Origin of the sequence: Lentisalinibacter orientalis (genome assembly GCF_040706535.1) — a bacterium.
Lineage (GTDB): Bacteria > Pseudomonadota > Gammaproteobacteria > Steroidobacterales > Woeseiaceae > Lentisalinibacter > Lentisalinibacter orientalis.
The window spans coordinates 204,321-222,586 of the sequence record NZ_JAPDRJ010000004.1 but is presented as its reverse complement, the minus strand read 5'-3'; the positions used below and the strand labels follow the sequence as shown (position 1 = coordinate 222,586).

Below are 18,266 nucleotides of genomic sequence, written 5' to 3'. Positions count from 1 at the left end.
CCACAATTGGGCTAGAATCCCGGCTTTCCCGCAGAGCGCGCCGGCACGGCGACGTGCCCTAAGCTCCCGGCACACAACAAGAAACTGCATGATCCGGTGCGCTGCACCACGGAGTCAAGCGAGGGCGAGGCCCGGCGGCTCCGGGGAGCGGGCGCACGGACGCTGCACCGAGGTTCATCCATGGAATATTTCACCACCAGCGGCGACGCCGCGAAACGCGCAACGGAATGCGCCATCGTGGGCCTGTATGCGAACGGCGCCTTCGACGCCGGCGCCGGCGAGATCGACGAGGGCAGCGGCGGCCTGCTGGGGAAGCTGAAGAAGTCGGGTGACATCTCGGGCAAGCTGGGCCAGGCCAGCCTCATCCCCGCGCCGGCGAAGGTGAAGTGCAAGCGCGTACTCGTCGTCGGGCTCGGCAAGAAGAGCGAGTTCGGCGTTCGTCAGTATCGCAAGGCCCTGGACGCCGCCTTCGGTGCGCTGTCCTCCACCGGCGTGACGGAGGCCGTCTCCTATCTGCACCGGGACAAGATCGCGGACACGGACGCCTACTACCTGGCGCGCTACGCCGCCCAGACCCTGGGCGACCGCCTGTATCGCTTCACGAAGCTGAAGTCGAGCAACCGCGACGGCGGCCTGAAGCTGAAGAAGCTCGGCTTCGGCGTGGACTCGAAAGCCGACGGCGACGCCGCGCTGGAAGGCGCGCGGCACGGCCAGGCGATCGTGCGCGGCATGGACCTGGCGCGGGAGCTCGGCAATCTGCCCGCCAACGTCTGCACGCCGGGCTATCTGGCCGAAGAGGCCGGCCGGCTGGCGAAACAGTACCGCCCGTTGAGCGTCGAGGTGCTGGAAGAGAAGGACATGGAGCGCCTCGGCATGGGCGCGCTGCTGTCCGTCACGGCGGGCGCCGAGGAGCCGGCGAAGCTCATCGTCATGAATTACCAGGGCGGCGCGGACGGCGAGCCGCCCATCGTCCTGGTCGGCAAGGGCATCACCTTCGATACCGGGGGCATCTCGCTGAAGCCGGCACCCGCCATGGACGAGATGAAGTTCGACATGTGCGGCGCCGCCGCCGTGATCGGCACCATGCAGAGCGTGGCGGCCATGAAGCTGCCGATCAATCTCATGGTGCTCGTGCCCACCTGCGAGAATATGCCGAGCGGCCGTGCGACCCGGCCGGGCGACATCGTCAAGAGCATGTCGGGCAAGACCATCGAGATACTGAATACCGACGCCGAGGGCCGCCTGATCCTCTGCGACGCGCTCACCTACGCCCAGCGCTACGAGCCCGCGGCGCTGATCGACGTGGCCACGCTCACCGGCGCCTGCGTCATCGCACTCGGCAACCACAACAGCGGCCTGATGGCGAACGACGACGGCCTGGCGGAGGCGCTGCTGGCCGCCGGCCGGCGCGCGGACGACACGGCGTGGCGCCTGCCCATGGGCGAGGACTACGAGAAGCAGCTGAAGAGCAATTTCGCGGACTTCGCCAACGTGGGCGGCCGCGAGGGCGGCGCCATCACGGCCGCCTGCTTCCTGTCGAAATTCACGCGGGACGCCACCTGGGCGCACCTGGACATCGCCGGCACCGCCTGGCGCTCGGGCAACCGCAAGGGTGCGAGCGGGCGGCCCGTGCCGCTGCTGGTGGACTACCTCATCGAGCGCGCCGGCGCCCGGGACTGACGGGCGCCGTGACCGCGCCGCGGGTCGACTTCTACATCCTGGCCGCCGGCGGCGAAGACGCGCGCCGGCGCTTCGCCTGCCGCCTGACGGAGAAGGCCTACCGTCTCGAGCACCGCGTGCACCTGCACGCCGACGACCCGGCCGCGGCCGAGGCGCTCGACGAACTGCTGTGGACTTTCCGCGACGGCAGCTTCCTGCCCCACGAGACGCTGCCGAACGAGAGCGGCGCCCCCGTGACCATCGGTTACGGCGAAGCCGCACCGGAGTCTGCGGACCTCGTGATCAATCTGTCCGCCGGCGTGCCCGCTTTCGCGCTGGCGCTGCCCCGCATCGCCGAGCTGGTCGGCGGCGACGAGCAGACCCGCGCCGAGGCACGGCGCCGATTTATCTTCTATCGCGAGAAAGGCTATCCTCTCGAGACCCACGAGATCGGCTGACAGCGCGGAGCGGACCATCAGCGAACCCGACGACATCCACGACACCGGCGACGACGACATACCGACCCTGACGACGGTGGTCGGCGAGGCCGCGCCGGACCGGCCGGCCGAGATCGCCGAGGCGGAACCGACCGGTATCGCAAACGATATCGCGAACGGTATCGAAGACGCCGGGCCGTCAGGCATCGACGAGGCGGCGCTGGCGGAACTCGAGGTGCGGCTCGCCTCCGCCAGCCTCGACCTGACGGACCGCCTGCTGCACACCGCGTTCCAGGAGATGGAGGCGGCCATGTTCGAGCAGGTGTCGAACCGGCTGCGGGCCGAACTGCCGGAACTGGTGGCGCGGATCATTCGCGAGCACTTCGGGGACTCGTCCTGACAGGGACGCCGGACACGGCAAGATGAACGACGAGAACCACCGGCGCGCGGGCGCCGGCGCAAGAGCAATGAGCATGGACAAGGCCTATCGCCCCGCCGATATCGAGATGAAGCATTACCGGCGCTGGCGGGAGAACGGATGGTTCGAGCCCGCCGGCGACGGCGATTCGTACTGCATCATGATCCCGCCGCCGAACGTCACCGGCACGCTGCACATGGGCCACGCGTTCCAGGACACGATCATGGACGCCCTGACCCGCTACCACCGCATGTGCGGCCGGCGCACCCTGTGGCAGCCCGGCATGGACCACGCCGGCATCGCCACCCAGATGGTGGTGGAGCGCCAGCTCAACGCCGAAGGACTCACCCGCCACGACCTCGGCCGCCAGGCCTTCGTGGAGCGCGTCTGGCAATGGAAGGCGGAGTCCGGCGGCACCATCTCCGAGCAGCTCGCCCGCCTCGGCGCCTCCGTGGACTGGTCGCGGGAGCGCTTCACCATGGACGAGGGGCTGTCGGAGGCCGTCACCGAGGTGTTCGTGCGCCTCTACGACGAGGGCCTGATCTACCGCGGCAAGCGGCTCGTCAACTGGGACCCGGTGCTGCACACGGCGCTGTCCGATCTGGAGGTGCTGAGCGAGGAGGAATCCGGACACCTGTGGCACTTCCGCTATCCGCTGGCCGACGGCGACGGCCACGTGACCGTGGCCACCACCCGGCCCGAGACGATGCTCGGCGACACCGCCGTGGCGGTGCACCCGGAGGACGAGCGCTATCGCCACCTCGTCGGCAGGCAGGTGCTGCTGCCGCTGGCGGAGCGGCGCATCCCGGTGATCGCGGACGAATACGTGGATCCGGAGTTCGGCTCCGGCTGCGTGAAGATCACGCCCGCCCACGACTTCAACGACTACGAGATCGGCCAGCGCCACGGCCTCGAGATCATCAACGTGCTCACGGACGATGCCCGCATGAACGACGCCGTGCCGGCCGCCTACCGGGACCTCGACCGCTTCGAGGCACGCGAGCGCGTGGTCGCCGACATGGACGCCGCCGGCCTGCTCGCCAGGACCGACGACCACAAGCTGATGGTGCCCCGCGGCGACCGCACCGGCGCGGTGGTGGAGCCCTATCTCACCGACCAGTGGTACGTCGCCATCGAGCCGCTGGCGAAGCCGGCCATCCGCGCCGTCGAGCAGGGCAACATCCGTTTCGTCCCCGCCAACTGGGACAAGACCTACTACGACTGGATGCACAAGATCCAGGACTGGTGCATCAGCCGCCAGCTGTGGTGGGGCCACCGCATCCCGGCCTGGTACGACGCCGAGGGCGAGCTCTACGTCGGCCGCAGCGAGCAAGAGGTGCGCGAGAAGCACGGCCTGGACGCCGCCGTGCCGCTCACGCAGGACGAGGACGTGCTCGACACCTGGTTCTCGTCGGGACTGTGGCCGTTCAGCACCCTCGGCTGGCCGGAGGACACCGAGGAGCTCCGCACTTTCTACCCCACCTCCGTGCTGGTCACCGGCTTCGACATCATCTTCTTCTGGGTCGCACGCATGATCATGCTGGGGCTCAAGTTCACCGGCGAGGTGCCGTTCCACGAGGTCTACATCCACGGCCTGATCCGCGACCAGGACGGCCAGAAGATGTCGAAGTCCAAGGGCAACGTGCTGGATCCGCTGGACCTCATCGACGGCGTGGACCTCGACACGCTGATCGCCAAGCGCACCCGGGGCCTGATGCAGCCCCATCTCGCGCCGAAGATCGAGAAGTCCACCCGCCAGCAGTTCCCGGACGGCATCCCGGAGTACGGCGCCGACGCGCTCAGGTTCACCTTCGCAGCACTCGCCACCACGGGCCGGGACATCCGCTTCGACCTCGGCCGCATCGAGGGCTACCGGAACTTCTGCAACAAGCTCTGGAACGCCTCGCGCTACGTGCTGATGGCCACCGAAGACCTCGATGAGGGGGAGGAGGTGCTCTCCGCCGCCGATCACTGGATCCGTTCCCGTCTCGCGCGCACGATCGCCACGGTCCACGAACAGTTTGCCGCCTACCGGCTGGACCTGGCGGCCCAGGCCATCTACGAGTTCACCTGGCACGAGTTCTGCGACTGGTACCTGGAGCTGTCCAAGCCGGTGCTGCAGTCCGACGACGCCAGCGAGGCGGACAAACGGGGCACCCGGCGCACGCTGGTCGAGACGCTGGAGACGCTGCTCCGGCTCACCCACCCCCTGATGCCGTTCATTACGGAGGAGATCTGGCTGCGGGCCGCGCCGCGCGCCGGAATGGACGGCGACACGGTGATGATCCGGCCCTTCCCGGCGGCCGACACCGACGACATCGACCCGGCCGCGGAGACCGAGATGGAGTGGGTCCAGGGCTTCATCCTGGGCGTGAGGCGCATCCGGGGCGAGATGGACATCGCCCCCGGCCGCCGGCTGCCCGTGCTGCTGCAGGGCGCCGGCGAGGAAGACCGGCGCCTGCTCGAGCGCCATGGCCGGCTGGTGCGGGAGGTGGGGCGCATCGATGCCGTCGACTTCCTGGACGACGAGGCCGAGGCGCCGCCCTCCGCCACCGCGCTCCTCGGCGACATGAAGATCTTCGTGCCGATGGCCGGACTCATCGACGTGGCGGCGGAGCGCCAGCGCCTCGGCAAACAGGCCGGGAAGGTGGAGGCCGAGCTCGCCCGGGCCGAGGCCAAGCTCGCCAATCCCCGCTTCGTGGACAATGCACCGGACGAGGTCGTGGCCAAGGAGCGGGAACGGCAGGCCGAGTTCCGCCGCCAGCTCGACCAGATCCGCGAGCAGCTCGGCCGCCTGGACCGGCTCGGCTGACGGCGCAATCTGAGTATCCGGTCACATTACGGCGGCCGGGCGGGTGCAATCCGCGCCGCGACGGGTCAACATAACGGCGGCGTCGTGAAGGAGAAGGCCGGATGCACATCGGGAACGTGCTCGAGAAGGACAATGCGATAGACGACGGGATAGGCGATGCGCTGACATCGGCGCTGGCCTCTCTCGACTCGATCATCCTGGGCAAGGGCCCGCAGCTCAGGCTGGCGCTGGCCTGCCTGATCGCCCGTGGCCACCTGCTGATCGAGGACCTGCCCGGGGTGGGCAAGACGACCCTGGCTCATGCCCTGGCCCGGGTGCTCGGCCTCACCTATCAGCGCATCCAGTTCACCAGCGACATGCTCCCGGCCGATATCGTGGGCGTGTCCATCTACCGTCCGGAGGACGGCCGCTTCGATTTCCATCCGGGACCCGTATTCTCCCAGCTGGTGCTGGCGGACGAGGTCAACCGGGCGACGCCGAAGGCCCAGAGCGCGCTGCTCGAGGCGATGCAGGAGGGTCAGGTCACGGTAGACGGCGCGAGCCACACCCTGCCCGAGCCGTTCTTCGTGGTGGCCACCCAGAACCCGGGCAACCAGATCGGCACTTTCCCGCTGCCCGAATCCCAGCTCGACCGCTTCCTCATGCGCATCGAGCTCGGCTACCCGGACGAGGCAGCCGAACGCCGGCTCCTCGCCGGGCACGACACGCGGCTGGCGCTGGCCGGGCTGGAGCCGGCCCTGGGCCCGGATGACGTCGTCCGGCTGCAGCGGGCGGTGGACGCCGTCAAGGTCAGCGAACCGCTGATCGACTACATCCAGGCGCTCGTGCGCTACACCCGCGAATCCGGCGACTTCCCGGCCGGCCTGTCGCCCCGCGGGGCCATCGCGCTGACCCGGGCCGCCCGCGCCATCGCACTGGTGGAAGGCCGCGAGGCCGTATTCCCGGACGATGTGCAGGCCGTGTTCACGGCCGTGGCCGCACACCGGCTGACGACGGATGAACTCGACCGCCGCCGCCGCCCGGAGGAGATCGGCCGCCATGTCCTCGAGTCCGTCGCTATCCCCTGAGGCGCTGCGGCGCGGCTGGCGCCGTCCCCGGGAGGCGGCTGCCGAATGGGCCGCGCGCTGGGCGCGGCGCCGCCAGGGCGCGGACCCGGTGCCCGTACGGCTTGCCTCGAGGCGCATCTACATCCTGCCGACCGGCGTGGGCGTCACCTACGGCCTGATGACGTTCGCCATGCTGCTGGGCTCCATGAACTACAACAACAGCATGGGTTTCGCGCTCACCTTCCTGCTGGCGGCACTGGGCCTCGTGGCCATGCACCACTGCCACCGCAACCTGGCCGGGCTCACCGTGGCCTTCGCCGGCGCGGAGCCGGTGTTCGCCGGCGAGGAGGCCCGCCTGCGTTTCAACCTGACCAACGACGGACAGGCGCCCCGCTACGAGCTCGGCGTCTACGCCGGCGAGGCCTCCTCGCCCCGGGTGGACGTGGCGGCGGGCGGACACGCCGTCGCCGAGCTGCGGGTGCCGACCGAACGGCGTGGCCGCCTCCGCCTCGTGCGTTACGGGGTGCGCACGACCCATCCGCTGACCCTGTTCCGGGCCTGGGTCTGGATCCACGCCGACGCCGGCTGCCTGGTGTGGCCGCAGCCGGCCGACGCGCCGCCGCCGCCACCCCCCAGCGCCGCCAGCCGCGGCCGCCGGCGGGCCTCCGAGCAGGGCGACGACGACTTCGCCGGGCTGCGCGACTTCCACGCCGGCGACCCGCCCCGCCACGTCGCGTGGAAGACCTACGCGCGCACCGGCGAGCTCAAGTCGAAGCGATTCTCGGGCGCGACGGCATCGCTCGCGTGGCTCGATCTCCGCGACGCGCCGGGCCGTGATCTGGAGACGAGGCTCTCGGTGCTGTGCCGCTGGATCCTGGATGCCGAGAACGGCGGCCGCCACTACGGCCTGCGCCTCGGCGGCGAGACCGTCGAGCCCTCCCGGGGCAGCGGCCACCGGCGCCGCTGCCTCGACGCGCTGGCACTGTACCGCTCCGACGAACCGGAGACCGACCGTGAAGGCTGACCGGCGCAGCGACGGGCGGCTGCTCGATACGCTGCCGTGGACGCTGTCGGCGCTGCTGCTGGCCGTCATCCCCCATGCCGCCGCCCTGCCCGCCTGGGTACTGGTGCCGGCCTTCGGCTGCGGGCTGTGGCGCTGGATCGTGGAAGTGCGCCGGTGGCCCCTGCCCTGGCGGGGCTTCCGGATCGCGCTCGCCTTCGGCGGCTTCCTGGCCGTGCTGTTCGCTTACGGCGGCATCAACGGCGTGGGCCCCGGCACGGCGCTGCTGGTACTCATGGCGTCGCTGAAGCTGCTGGAGACGCGCACGCGGCGGGACCAGTTCGTGCTCCTGTTCATCGCCTTCTTCCTGGTGCTGGCCACGCTGCTGCGCGAGCAGTTCCTGTGGACCCTGCCTTATCTGTTCGCTTCCGTGTTCGTGATCACGGCCGCCTGGCTGAACGCCGGGCGCTCGGGCGCGGCGCTGGCGCCGCGCCTCGCGATCCGCGGCGCCGGCCGCCTGCTGCTGCATGCGCTGCCGCTGATGCTCGTCTTCTGGGTGCTGTTTCCGCGGGTGCCGGGGCCGTTCTGGGCCATCCCCAACGAGCAGGGCAGCGCCGTCACGGGCCTGAGCGATCAGATGAGCCCCGGCGACATCACGAGCCTCGGCCGCTCCGACGCCCGCGCCTTCCGGGTCTGGTTCGACGGCGAGGTGCCGCCGCCCTCGGAACGCTACTGGCGCGGCATCGTCATGGACCAGGTACTGAACGGCCGCACCTGGAGCGCCCAGCAGGTCCTGAGGTATCCGCAGGCGGAGACTCTCATCGAGCCGGCGGGGGAGGCGCTGCGCTACCGGGTCCGGCTGGATCCCACCAGCCAGCGCTACCTGTTCCTGCTGGAGCGCCCCTACGACGTGGACGCGGAAGGCGCGTACCTGACCCGTCGCCACGAGGTGGCGCGCTCCCGGCCCGTAGACCGGCAACTGGTCTACAGCGCAACGTCGCTGCCGGAGGCGGCCCTGGAGCCGGCGCTGAGCGACGGCTACCGGAACTTCATGACGCGGCTGCCGGACGACACCAACCCGCGCACACGCGCCTTCGGGACGGATTTGAGGGCCCGCGCGGCGAGCGACCGGGACTACGTCCGCCGGGTGCTGGCCTGGTTCCGCGAGGAGCCGTTCTACTACACGCTGTCGCCCCCGGCGCTGGGCCGGGACGCCGCCGACGAGTTCCTGTTCTCCAGCCGGCGCGGTTTCTGCGAGCACTACGCGACCTCGTTCGCCACGCTCATGCGCGCCGCCGGCATTCCGGCCCGCGTCGTCGCCGGCTACCAGGGCGGCGAGCTGAACCCGCTGGAGACGGAGGACCCCTACTACATCGTCCGCCAGTCCGATGCCCACGCCTGGGCGGAGGTCTGGTTCGAGGGCGACGGCTGGGTGCGGGTGGACCCCACCGCCGCAGTGGCCCCCCAGCGTATCGAGTCCGGCCTCTACGAGGCGCTGGACTCCACCGAGTTCGGCGTTACCGACCGCTTCTGGCGCGCCGACTTCGTGGAGACGATGCGCTTCTACTGGGACCTCACCAACGCCCGCTGGGACGAGTGGGTGCTGGGCTACGGATCCGCCACCCAGGAGGACTTCCTGCGCTGGCTCGGCATGGAGCGCCCGGACTGGCGGCGGATGGTCGTGTGGCTGGTCGCCATCATGGCACTGCTGCTCGCGGGGCTCACCGGCTGGCTCGCCTGGCGTCACCGCCGGCCGGGGCCGGACCGGGCCGAGCGGCTGTACCGGCGCTTCGTGCGGGCCACAGGCATCCCCCGCGGTCCCGGCGAGCCGCCGCTGGGCTACGCAGAGCGGGCCTCGGCCGCGCTGCCAGGCCTCGCAGGAGACATACGCCAGGTCACCGCCCTCTACCTTGACACCCGCTACGCCGGCCGCCCGCGGGCAGACGAACTCGCCGCCGCCGTCAGACCACACTGGTCTCCACTTCGCGGCGTCTGGGCGGATGTACGCGCGAGAGCAGCGCGGCGCCGACGATGAACAGCGGCACGATGGCGAGGATCACCGCCTTCGGGCTGTCGCTCACGCTGCTGGTGACGGCCACCAGGAACGGCCCCAGCACCGCGGCGAACTTGCCGATCATGTTGTAGAAGCCGAAGAACTCGGCGGCCTTGTCCGGCGGCACCATCGCCGCGTAATAGGCCCGGCTCATGCTCTGCACGCCGCCCTGCACCGTGCCGATCATGATGGCCATGGCATAGAACTGCCAGACGTGCTCCAGGTAGAACGCCCACAGGCTCACGCCGATGTAGACGGTCAGGGCGATGTAGATGCCGCGCTTCGCGCCGATCTTCTCGCCGAGCCAGCCGTAGAACAGTGTCGCCGGGAAGCCGACGAAATTGGTGACCAGCAGCGCGGTGATCAGGTCGGCACTGGAGAAGCCGAGCCGCTGTCCGAAGTTGGTCGCCATCTGGATCATCGTGTGCACGCCGTCGATGTACAGCCAGAAGGCGATCAGAAACAGGAACACGTGCCGGTAGCGGCGGATCTCGCGGAAGGTGTCGACGAGCTGGCGATAGCCCTCGCGCACCGCCCCCGCCACGGCCTTCTCGGGCGGTTTGCGCTCCTCCACGTAGAGCAGGAGCGGGATCGTGAATAGCGCCCACCACACGGCCACCAGCAGGAAGGCCACCCGCACCGCGACGTCCGGGCCCGCCAGGCCGAAGGTGCCCGGATCGCGCACCATCCAGGTGTTCAGCGCGAGCAGCATCGCGCTGCCGAAATAGCCGAGCGCGAAGCCGAAGGCCGAGACCGACTCGAACTCGCCGGCTTTGGCGACGTTGTGGATGAGGGAGTCGTAGAACGAATTGGCGCTGTAGAAGCCGACCGAGGCCAGCAGGTACAGGCCGATCGCCACCGGCCAGGCACCCTCGGCCACGAAGTAGAGCCCGCCGGTCATGACGATGCCGAGCAGGGCGAAGCCCGTGAGGAATTTCTTGCGGGTGCCGCCACGGTCGGAGATGGCGCCGAGCACCGGCGCCAGCACGGCGACGATGAGGCTCGCGGCGCCGCTGGTCACGGCGAGACGGAAGGTGACGTCCGCTCCCACCTCGCCGGAGCTCCAGTACTCGCCCAGGAAGATGGGGAACAGCACCGCCAGCACGGTGAGCGCGAAGGCGGAGTTGGCCCAGTCGTAGAAGGCCCAGGCGAGTACGGGCTTGCGCAGGAGGCGATGCGTCACGGGCCGGTCACCGTCCGGCTGCGTGCTGGCGCAGTCGTCATCACCATGGTCATCTCCATGGCCATCTCCATGGTCATGTCAGGCTCCGGAGGCTCGCCGCGACGGACCGACTATAGCAGGCGTGCGCCGGTTTACAGCTCCCGAGTCGCGTGGAAGCGGACGTCCGGCCAGCGTTCCTCGGCGAGCTGGAGATTGACCCGGGTGGGCGCGATGTACACCAGCGCCTCAGCGTGGTCGAGAGCCAGGTTGTCGTGGTTGCGGCGGGTGAATTCGTCGCGCTTCTTCTCGTCCGGGAAATCGAGCCAGCGGGCGGTGTGCACGTTGACCGTGTCGAAGGTGCATTCCACGCCGTACTCGTCACGCAGGCGGGCGGCGACCACGTCGAACTGGAGGATGCCGACAGCGCCGAGTATCAGCTCGTTGCTGCGCAGCGGCCGGAACAGCTGGGTGGCGCCCTCCTCGCACAGCTGGTCCAGCCCCTTCTGCAGCGCCTTCAGACGAAGCGGGTCGCGCAGCACCGCGCGACGGAATATCTCGGGCGCGAAACTGGGGATGCCGCTGAAGACGAGTTCCTCGCCCTCCGAGAAGCTGTCGCCGATGTTGATGGTGCCGTGATTGTGGATACCGATGATGTCGCCGGCCCACGCCTCTTCCGCCGACTGTCGGTCGGCGGCCATGAACGTAATGGCCTCGGCCACCTTCACCGCCTTGCCGAGACGCACGTGGTGCACCTTCATGCCTTTCGTGAACCGCCCCGAACACAGACGCATGAAGGCGATGCGGTCCCGATGCGCGGGGTCCATGTTCGCCTGGATCTTGAATACGAAGCCGGTCAGGGCATTCTCCGTCGGTTCGACCACGCGGCCGCCCGCCTCCCGCGGCCGGGGCGCCGGGGCGAGCTCCACGAAGCCGTCCAGCAGCTCGCGGACGCCGAAGTTGTTGACGGCCGAGCCGAAGAACACCGGTGTCTGTTTCGCCGCCAGATAGGCCTCCGGGTCCAGCTCCGAGCAGGCGCCGCGCACGAGTTCGATCTCCTCGTCGAAGGCGGGTGCCCGATCGCCGAGGAATGCCCGCGCCTCGTCGGAGGCCAGGCCCTCGATCACCCGGGTGCCGCCCGCCTTTTCACGGCCCGCGCTCTCGTAGACGTAGATGCGGTCATCCTGCAGGTGATAGACGCCCCTGAGATCCCGGCCCATGCCGATGGGCCAGGTCACAGGCGCACACTGGATGCCCAGCACGGACTCGATCTCGTCCAGCAGTTCGATGGGCTCGCGGCCCTCCCGGTCCAGTTTGTTGATGAAGGTGAGGATGGGCGTATCGCGCAGGCGGCAGACCTCCATCAGCTTCACCGTGCGCTCCTCCACGCCCTTGGCGCAGTCGATGACCATCATGGCCGAATCGACGGCGGTCAGCGTGCGGTAGGTATCCTCCGAGAAGTCCTCGTGGCCCGGCGTGTCGAGCAGGTTGACGATGCGGTCCCGGTACGGGAACTGCATGACCGAGGAAGTCACGGAGATGCCCCGCTCCTGCTCGAGCTTCATCCAGTCGGACGTGGCATGACGGCGCGCCTTGCGGCCCTTGACGGTGCCGGCGAGCTGGATGGCGCCGCCGAACAGCAGCAGCTTCTCGGTCAGCGTGGTCTTGCCGGCGTCGGGATGAGAGATGATCGCGAAGGTGCGCCGGCGCCGCACCTCGTGTTCCAGAGTGGCCATGGGTCAACCCGGGGGTCGGGAAAAAGGCGGCGAGTCTACCCGATGGGCAGCGGCCCTGCCAGAGGCCCGCGGCAGCCGCCGGTCATCCGCTCACGGCCACCCGGCACTACTCGTCCGGGATGAGACGCAGCGCCAGCACCATGGCGTCTTCGCGGCCGTCGTCGGCGCGATAGTAGCCGCGCCGCCGCCCGATCGGCCGGAAGCCGTACTTGCGGTAGAGGCGCAGCGCCGCCTCGTTGGAGGGGCGCACCTCCAGCAGCATCTGGCGCACCGCCGCGTTGCGCGCCCGGCTGATCAGCTCGGCCAGCAGGATCTCGCCGAAGCCGTAGCGGCGCCAGTGCCGGTCCACGCAGAGATTCAGGAGATGCGCCTCGCCGGCGGCGACCGACAGGATGCCGTAACCGCGCGGTTCGCCCTCCGCCTCGATCACGAGGCAGGTATAGCCGGCCAGCAGGCAGTCGCGGAATATCCCCCGGCTCCAGGGGAACTCGTAGCTGCGGCGCTCGATGTCGGCCACCAGCGCCAGGTCGCCGGGCAGCATGGCGCGCATCTGCGGCGCCGGTTCGCGGACCACGGAGTTCATGCGCCCTCCCCGGCCAGCAGCTGCCGGGCCCGGCACAGGTCCTGCCAGGCCTTGCGCTTCTGGCTGGGACTGCGCAGCAGATAGGCGGGATGATAGGTCACGACCACGGGGATGTCGGCCTCCGGGAAGCTATGCGCCCGGGTGCGCAGGCGCCCGATCGGCTCGTCGCTCTCCAGCAGGTCCTGGGCCGCGATGCGGCCGACGGCCAGGATGACCCGCGGACGCACCAGGGCGATCTGGCGGCGCAGATACGGGCGGCACTCGGCCGACTCCTCGGGCCGCGGGTCCCGATTGCCCGGCGGCCGGCACTTCAGGATGTTGGCGATGAAGACATCGTCCCGCCCCAGACCGAGAGACCGCAGCATCTCGTCCAGCAGCTTGCCGGCGCGGCCCACGAAGGGCTCGCCGCGGCGGTCTTCCTCGGCGCCCGGCGCCTCGCCGATGATCATGAGGTCGGCCTCCGGGTTGCCGACGCCGAACACGGTCTGGGTGCGGCCCTCGTGCAGGGCGCAGCGGGTGCATCCGCTGACCCGCACCCTGAGCGCCTCCCAGCCGTCGGCGGACGGATCCGCCGCGGGCCCGGCGTCTGCCGGCGCGGGTATCACCCGAACGCTACCGCCGGCCGCCGCCGGCTCCCGCGAGGCGGGCTCTTCCGCACCCGCATCCTGCGGTGCCGCGGCTTCGTCGGCGGCCTCCTCGCCGCGCAGCACCCACACGTCGATGCCGAGCGCGCGCAGATAGGCCAGCCGTTCCCCCTCGCTGCCGGTCACGTCCCGTCCGCCTCCTGGCGGCGGCCGCGCCGCCGGCGCCACAGCCAGAACGCCGGCCCGGACAGGGCGTAACCGGTGAACATGGTGAACAGCACCACCGGCGGCTCCAGCGAGATCAGTATCAGCACCAGCGGGATGATGAGCAGATACGGGAACGAGATGCGGCTGCCGAGATTGAGTTCCTTGAAGCTGTAGTAGCGCAGGTTGCTCACCATCAGCGCGCCGGCCATGGCGGTGATCACGAAGGCGAGCGCGAGGCCGCCCAGGCCGGCGATGCCGTGCCGCGCGCTGAGCCAGACGAACCCGGCCACCATGCCCGCCGCCGAGGGGCTGGCCAGCCCGACGAAGAAGCGCTTGTCCTGGGAGCCCGGCGAGGTGTTGAAGCGCGCCAGCCGCATGGCGGCCGCCACCGCGAACAGGAAGGCCACCAGCCAGCCCACCCGTCCCCAGGCGACGCTGTACTCGGCCAGCCGGGCCACGCCCCACTGGTAGACCACCACCGCCGGCGCCAGGCCGAAGCAGACCATGTCCGAGAGGCTGTCGAACTCCTTGCCGAAGTCGCTCTCGGTGGCCGTCAGGCGCGCCACGCGGCCGTCGAGGCCGTCCAGCACCATGGCCACGAATATCGCCACGCCGGCCGCCTCGAAGTTGCCGTCCACGGCCGCCACGATGGCGTAGAAACCCGCGAACAGCGCCGTGGTGGTCAGCAGATTCGGCAGCAGATAAATGCCGCGGCGCGGTTTTTCATCGGATGCACCCACGGCGCAATCATACAAGATGGGCGGTCGCGGCTCGCTATCGGTGTCTCAGTTCGGCCAGCGAGTCGGTCCCCGCGCGCACCTTCTGCCCGGTCTTCACGCGCACGTGGGCGTCCGCCGGCAGGTACACCTCGGCGGTCCTGGCCAGCCGCATGTACGCGAAGCGCTGGCCCTGGCCCACCCGCTCGCCGTAGCCGAGGAATGCCCGCGGCGCACCGAACCATTTCGGGCCGCGCTTCGGACCATGGACGAGGACCACCACGTCGTCGTCCTCGTCGCTGCGCACCCACATGCCGTGTACGTCCAGCCAGCGGCTGTGGTCGGAGAGGTTGTCGCGGGGGTCGAGGACCTTGCCCTCGATGGGGCTGCGGGCCGTGTAGGCGCCGAAGTTGTTGATGCGCATCGTGACCCGCACGGCCTCCCGGTCCAGTATGCCGGGTCCGGCGCCGGTGATCTCGGTAACCACGCCGTCCACCGGCGCCAGCACGCCGAGCGGCGCCGCCGGGATGTCCCGCCACGGGTCCTGGAACAGCAGCACGAGGGCGGCCACCAGCGCACCCAGAGGCACCGCGGCCCACCAGCCGACGAGCACCACGCCGGCTGCGAGTGCGGCCAGCGCCGCCAGTATCCAGGGCATGCCTTCGGGTGCTATGCGTGGATAATCCGTTCTCGGCATCGGTTCCCGGTCGGTCGAAAGGATGCGCGGATCATGCGCTGAATGGCAGCGAGATGCCACCCCGCGGGCGGCCCTTGCCGCGGTCGATCCCGTGTGTACGCCGGCCATTCGGGCTAGAATCCGGGGCCCGTCCATAACCCCGGGGACAGCCGATGCGATCCTCCCGACTGAATCTCACCACACTGAAGGAAGTGCCGGCGGAAGCCGAGATCCCGAGCCACCAGCTCATGCTCCGCGCGGGGCTGATCCGGCGGCTCGCGTCCGGGCTGTTCACCTGGATGCCGATCGGCCTCAGGGTGGTGCAGAAGATCGAGGCGGTCGTGCGCGAGGAGATGGACCGGGCGGGCGCGCTGGAACTGCTCATGCCGGCGGTGCAGCCCGCCGAGCTGTGGCAGGAATCCGGCCGCTGGGAGAAATACGGCCCGCTGCTGCTGCGCATGCAGGACCGCCACGAGCGCGACTTCTGCTTCGGGCCCACCCACGAGGAGGTGATCACCGACATCGCCCGGCGCGAGCTCCGGAGCTACCGCCAGCTGCCGGTGAACTACTACCAGATTCAGACCAAGTTCCGCGACGAGATACGGCCCCGCTTCGGCGTCATGCGCGCCCGCGAGTTCATCATGAAGGACGCCTATTCCTTCGACCTGGACGAGGCCGGCATGGCGGCGGCCTACGAGCGCATGGCGCGGGCCTACGAGGCCATCTTCACCCGGCTGGGCCTGAAGTTCCGCGCGGTGGAAGCCGACAGCGGCGAGATCGGCGGCAGCCGCTCCCAGGAATTCCACGTGCTCGCGGACTCCGGCGAGGACGCCATCGCCTACTGCGATGAGGACGGCTACGCCGCCAACGTGGAGATGGCGCGCACGGAACCGCCGGCAGAGCCCCGCCCGGCGCCGTCGGCGGCGCTCGAGAAGGTGCGCACGCCCGGCGCGCGCAGCATCGAGGCGGTCACGGCCGCGCTGGACCTGCCGGCCGCGCGCCTGGTGAAGACGCTGGTGGTCGCCGGCGAGGACGGCCCCGTCGCCCTGGTGCTGCGCGGCGACCACGAGCTGAACGCGGTCAAGGCCCAGGCACTGACCGGCGTGGCGGACCCGCTGCGCATGGCCGAGCCGGACGAAGTGCTGGCCGCCACCGGCTGCGCGCCGGGCTTCGTGGGCCCGATCGGCCTGGACATCCCGGTCTACGTCGACCACGCCGCGGCCCATCTGGCCGACTTCGCCTGCGGCGCAAACGAGGCCGACCATCACCTGACCGGCGCGAACTGGGGCCGTGACCTGCCGGAACCGGACAGCGTCGACCTGCGCAACGTGGTCGCAGGCGATCCCACGCCCGGCGGCAGCGGTACGCTCAGCATCGCGCGCGGTATCGAGGTGGGCCACATCTTCCAGCTGGGCACGAAGTACTCGGAGGCCATGGGCGCCACCGTGCAGGATCAGGACGGCAACGACCGCCCCATGCAGATGGGCTGCTACGGCATCGGCGTCACCCGCATCGTGGGCGCCGCCATCGAGCAGAATCACGACGACAACGGCATCGTCTGGCCGGAACCGATAGCGCCCTGGCGGGTGGTGATCGTGCCGATCAACGCGCACCGCTCCGAGCGCGTGCGAGAGGCCGCAGAGGCCCTGTACGCCGAGCTGGGCGAACTCGGCATCGACGTGCTGCTGGACGACCGGGACGCGCGGCCCGGTGTGAAGTTCGCCGATGCCGAGCTGATCGGCATCCCCCATCGCATCGTGATCGGGGAACGCGGCCTCGACGCGGGCGAACTGGAGTACCGCCATCGCCGCGACACCGAGTCGAGGAACCTGAAGCGTGATGCCGTTCTCGCCCTGCTGCGGGAGCCGGCGGTAAGCTGACTGCCCATGGACAGGCCTGCGGCAACCGACAGCGGTCTGCGCCGGCGCTCCCTGGGACTGCTGGCGGCCGGCCTGCTGTGGGCGGCGACCGCGCCGTCGGTCGCCGACGTCGCCGATCAGAGGGGACCGGACCCGGTCCTGCGGGAACTGCTGCGCGAGGCGGCGGCGGAAGCCGACAGCTTCGACGACCGCTTCCACGCCGAGGTCTGGCTGGTCGACATGTCCCAGCGGCTCGGCAATCGGATCGACGATCCGCAGGAGCGCGTCCGCATCCTGAAACGCGTCCACTACGAGGCCAGGCGGGTCGATCTGCCACCGGAGCTGGTCCTGGCGGTGATCGACGTGGAGAGCAATTTCGATCGCTTCGCGGTCTCCAGAGCGGGCGCCCGCGGGCTGATGCAGGTGATGCCGTTCTGGCTGGACGAGATCGGCCGGCCCGACGACAACCTGTTCCACATCGACACGAACCTGCGCCTCGGCTGCACCATCCTGCGCTACTACTACGACATGGAAGACGGCGACCTGCAGCGCGCCCTGGCCCGCTACAACGGCAGCCTGGGCAAGTCCTGGTACTCGAACCGGGTGCTGGACAAGCTGCGGCTGACCTGGCGCCGGATCTGAGGGCCGCAGCGCTCCCCTGGGAGCGCGGCCTGATCGCTAGCCGGTGCTGAAGCCTTCGGGCGGCGTCACCGCAGCCGCCTCCCGGGCCACGTCGGCGACCCGCGCCGCTTCCGGCCCCTGCCACAGCCACGCCTCGAGACGGGCGAGCGCCTCGGGGCGGCCGCAGGCGAGCACCTCCACGCGCCCGTCGGGCAGATTGCGGGCGTGGCCGGTGATGCCGTGGCGCCGGGCCTGCTCCCGGGTGCTGGCGCGAAACCAGACGCCCTGCACCCGGCCGCTGACGAAGAAACGCAGGCACTGCGTATCTGCCATCTCATCGGACATCGGGCAACCTCCCGGCGGGAGCGCGTCTCAGGGCAGCCGTTGCTCGGGCTCGTCGCCGGTCGTGCGTGCCGCCTCGGCGACCGCGCGGGCATGCACCGCCAGGTCGCGTGCGGCCAGGGCGTCGCGGCGCGCCGCGCGGAAACTGCGTTCCTTCAGGTGGGTCTCGGCGCTGATCAGCCTGGAGTGCGCCGAACGGAACTCGCCGGCCGCCAGGTCCTCGGCGCCGGCCTCCCGCGCGGCCTCGATGGCCTGGCGGGCATCGCTCATCTCCTGCACCGGCGGGCCGCCCGAGGCGCAGCCGCCGGCCGAAAACAGCAGCGTCACCACCGTTACCCAGGCGGCGAGTGGCGCTCCG

17 protein-coding genes are annotated in these 18,266 nt (G+C 70.1%); 9 read left to right on the top strand and 8 right to left on the bottom strand.

The features are described 5' to 3' along the window. Positions 1 to 180 precede the first annotated feature (180 nt). The 7 genes from ACJMK0_RS14950 (at position 181) to ACJMK0_RS14920 (ending at position 9,407) form a co-directional block, all read left to right on the top strand. On the top strand, positions 181 to 1,680 hold the full coding sequence (locus ACJMK0_RS14950; protein ID WP_405239412.1) for a leucyl aminopeptidase: 1,500 nt from the start codon (positions 181 to 183) through the stop codon (positions 1,678 to 1,680). A gap of 8 nt (positions 1,681 to 1,688) precedes the next feature. Further along, positions 1,689 to 2,117, top strand: coding sequence for a DNA polymerase III subunit chi (locus ACJMK0_RS14945; protein WP_405239410.1), 429 nt, complete (start codon positions 1,689 to 1,691; stop codon positions 2,115 to 2,117). Between the two features lie 76 nt (positions 2,118 to 2,193). Continuing rightward, positions 2,194 to 2,496, top strand: coding sequence for a hypothetical protein (locus tag ACJMK0_RS14940; RefSeq protein ID WP_405239408.1), 303 nt, complete (start codon positions 2,194 to 2,196; stop codon positions 2,494 to 2,496). A gap of 73 nt (positions 2,497 to 2,569) precedes the next feature. Beyond that, positions 2,570 to 5,326 (top strand): valine--tRNA ligase, encoded by a 2,757-nt coding sequence (locus tag ACJMK0_RS14935; RefSeq protein WP_405239689.1) that lies wholly within the window; start codon positions 2,570 to 2,572, stop codon positions 5,324 to 5,326. A 101-nt stretch (positions 5,327 to 5,427) separates the two neighbouring features. Next, positions 5,428 to 6,393 (top strand): AAA family ATPase, encoded by a 966-nt coding sequence (locus ACJMK0_RS14930; protein WP_405239406.1) that lies wholly within the window; start codon positions 5,428 to 5,430, stop codon positions 6,391 to 6,393. Next, positions 6,365 to 7,396, top strand: coding sequence for a DUF58 domain-containing protein (locus ACJMK0_RS14925; protein WP_405239405.1), 1,032 nt, complete (start codon positions 6,365 to 6,367; stop codon positions 7,394 to 7,396). The genes ACJMK0_RS14930 and ACJMK0_RS14925 overlap by 29 nt, the downstream gene beginning before the upstream one ends. Further along, on the top strand, positions 7,386 to 9,407 hold the full coding sequence (locus ACJMK0_RS14920; RefSeq protein ID WP_405239403.1) for a transglutaminase TgpA family protein: 2,022 nt from the start codon (positions 7,386 to 7,388) through the stop codon (positions 9,405 to 9,407). The genes ACJMK0_RS14925 and ACJMK0_RS14920 overlap by 11 nt, the downstream gene beginning before the upstream one ends. Here ACJMK0_RS14920 and ACJMK0_RS14915 read toward each other — a convergent pair. The 6 genes from ACJMK0_RS14915 to ACJMK0_RS14890 all read right to left on the bottom strand — a co-directional run bounded on the left by ACJMK0_RS14915 (position 9,334) and on the right by ACJMK0_RS14890 (position 15,107). Then, positions 9,334 to 10,608, bottom strand: coding sequence for an MFS transporter (locus ACJMK0_RS14915; RefSeq protein WP_405239402.1), 1,275 nt, complete (start codon positions 10,606 to 10,608; stop codon positions 9,334 to 9,336). The two genes, ACJMK0_RS14920 and ACJMK0_RS14915, sit on opposite strands and share 74 nt — an antisense overlap. Before the next feature lie 131 nt (positions 10,609 to 10,739). After that, the gene (locus ACJMK0_RS14910) at positions 10,740 to 12,320 is read right to left on the bottom strand and encodes a peptide chain release factor 3 (protein WP_405239401.1); all 1,581 of its coding nucleotides are present in this window, start codon (positions 12,318 to 12,320) and stop codon (positions 10,740 to 10,742) included. A gap of 106 nt (positions 12,321 to 12,426) precedes the next feature. Further along, positions 12,427 to 12,903, bottom strand: a complete 477-nt coding sequence (rimI, locus tag ACJMK0_RS14905) for a ribosomal protein S18-alanine N-acetyltransferase (protein ID WP_405239400.1) — start codon at positions 12,901 to 12,903, stop codon at positions 12,427 to 12,429. Beyond that, the gene (locus ACJMK0_RS14900; protein ID WP_405239398.1) at positions 12,900 to 13,673 is read right to left on the bottom strand and encodes a uracil-DNA glycosylase; all 774 of its coding nucleotides are present in this window, start codon (positions 13,671 to 13,673) and stop codon (positions 12,900 to 12,902) included. The genes rimI and ACJMK0_RS14900 overlap by 4 nt, the downstream gene beginning before the upstream one ends. Continuing rightward, the gene (pssA, locus tag ACJMK0_RS14895) at positions 13,670 to 14,434 is read right to left on the bottom strand and encodes a CDP-diacylglycerol--serine O-phosphatidyltransferase (RefSeq protein WP_405239396.1); all 765 of its coding nucleotides are present in this window, start codon (positions 14,432 to 14,434) and stop codon (positions 13,670 to 13,672) included. The genes ACJMK0_RS14900 and pssA overlap by 4 nt, the downstream gene beginning before the upstream one ends. Before the next feature lie 34 nt (positions 14,435 to 14,468). After that, entirely contained in the window at positions 14,469 to 15,107 is a 639-nt protein-coding gene (locus ACJMK0_RS14890; protein WP_405239394.1) for a phosphatidylserine decarboxylase, read from the bottom strand. Between the two features lie 152 nt (positions 15,108 to 15,259). On the opposite strand from ACJMK0_RS14890, the gene ACJMK0_RS14885 reads away from it, so the two are divergent. Further along, positions 15,260 to 16,966 (top strand): proline--tRNA ligase, encoded by a 1,707-nt coding sequence (locus ACJMK0_RS14885; protein ID WP_405239392.1) that lies wholly within the window; start codon positions 15,260 to 15,262, stop codon positions 16,964 to 16,966. 6 nt (positions 16,967 to 16,972) lie between these two features. Next, complete coding sequence (locus tag ACJMK0_RS14880; RefSeq protein WP_405239391.1) at positions 16,973 to 17,587, top strand: lytic transglycosylase domain-containing protein; 615 nt, start codon at positions 16,973 to 16,975, stop codon at positions 17,585 to 17,587. 36 nt (positions 17,588 to 17,623) lie between these two features. On the opposite strand, the gene ACJMK0_RS14875 is transcribed toward ACJMK0_RS14880, so the two are convergent. Together ACJMK0_RS14875 and ACJMK0_RS14870 are read right to left on the bottom strand one after the other, a co-directional pair. After that, complete coding sequence (locus ACJMK0_RS14875) at positions 17,624 to 17,911, bottom strand: acylphosphatase (protein ID WP_405239389.1); 288 nt, start codon at positions 17,909 to 17,911, stop codon at positions 17,624 to 17,626. A gap of 27 nt (positions 17,912 to 17,938) precedes the next feature. Continuing rightward, positions 17,939 to 18,235, bottom strand: coding sequence for a DUF4398 domain-containing protein (locus ACJMK0_RS14870; RefSeq protein WP_405239387.1), 297 nt, complete (start codon positions 18,233 to 18,235; stop codon positions 17,939 to 17,941). Positions 18,236 to 18,266 lie beyond the last annotated feature (31 nt).

What these genes read in the sequence shown, in the direction of transcription:
- ACJMK0_RS14950 (WP_405239412.1), top strand. Translation starts at nt 181, where the DNA reads ATGGAATATTTCACCACCAGCGGCGACGCCGCGAAACGCGCAACGGAA.
- ACJMK0_RS14935 (WP_405239689.1), top strand. Translation starts at nt 2,570, where the DNA reads ATGGACAAGGCCTATCGCCCCGCCGATATCGAGATGAAGCATTACCGG.
- ACJMK0_RS14930 (WP_405239406.1), top strand. Translation starts at nt 5,428, where the DNA reads ATGCACATCGGGAACGTGCTCGAGAAGGACAATGCGATAGACGACGGG.
- ACJMK0_RS14925 (WP_405239405.1), top strand. Translation starts at nt 6,365, where the DNA reads ATGTCCTCGAGTCCGTCGCTATCCCCTGAGGCGCTGCGGCGCGGCTGG.
- ACJMK0_RS14910 (WP_405239401.1), bottom strand. Translation starts at nt 12,320, where the DNA reads ATGGCCACTCTGGAACACGAGGTGCGGCGCCGGCGCACCTTCGCGATC.
- rimI (WP_405239400.1), bottom strand. Translation starts at nt 12,903, where the DNA reads ATGAACTCCGTGGTCCGCGAACCGGCGCCGCAGATGCGCGCCATGCTG.
- ACJMK0_RS14890 (WP_405239394.1), bottom strand. Translation starts at nt 15,107, where the DNA reads ATGCCGAGAACGGATTATCCACGCATAGCACCCGAAGGCATGCCCTGG.
- ACJMK0_RS14885 (WP_405239392.1), top strand. Translation starts at nt 15,260, where the DNA reads ATGCGATCCTCCCGACTGAATCTCACCACACTGAAGGAAGTGCCGGCG.
- ACJMK0_RS14880 (WP_405239391.1), top strand. Translation starts at nt 16,973, where the DNA reads ATGGACAGGCCTGCGGCAACCGACAGCGGTCTGCGCCGGCGCTCCCTG.
- ACJMK0_RS14875 (WP_405239389.1), bottom strand. Translation starts at nt 17,911, where the DNA reads ATGTCCGATGAGATGGCAGATACGCAGTGCCTGCGTTTCTTCGTCAGC.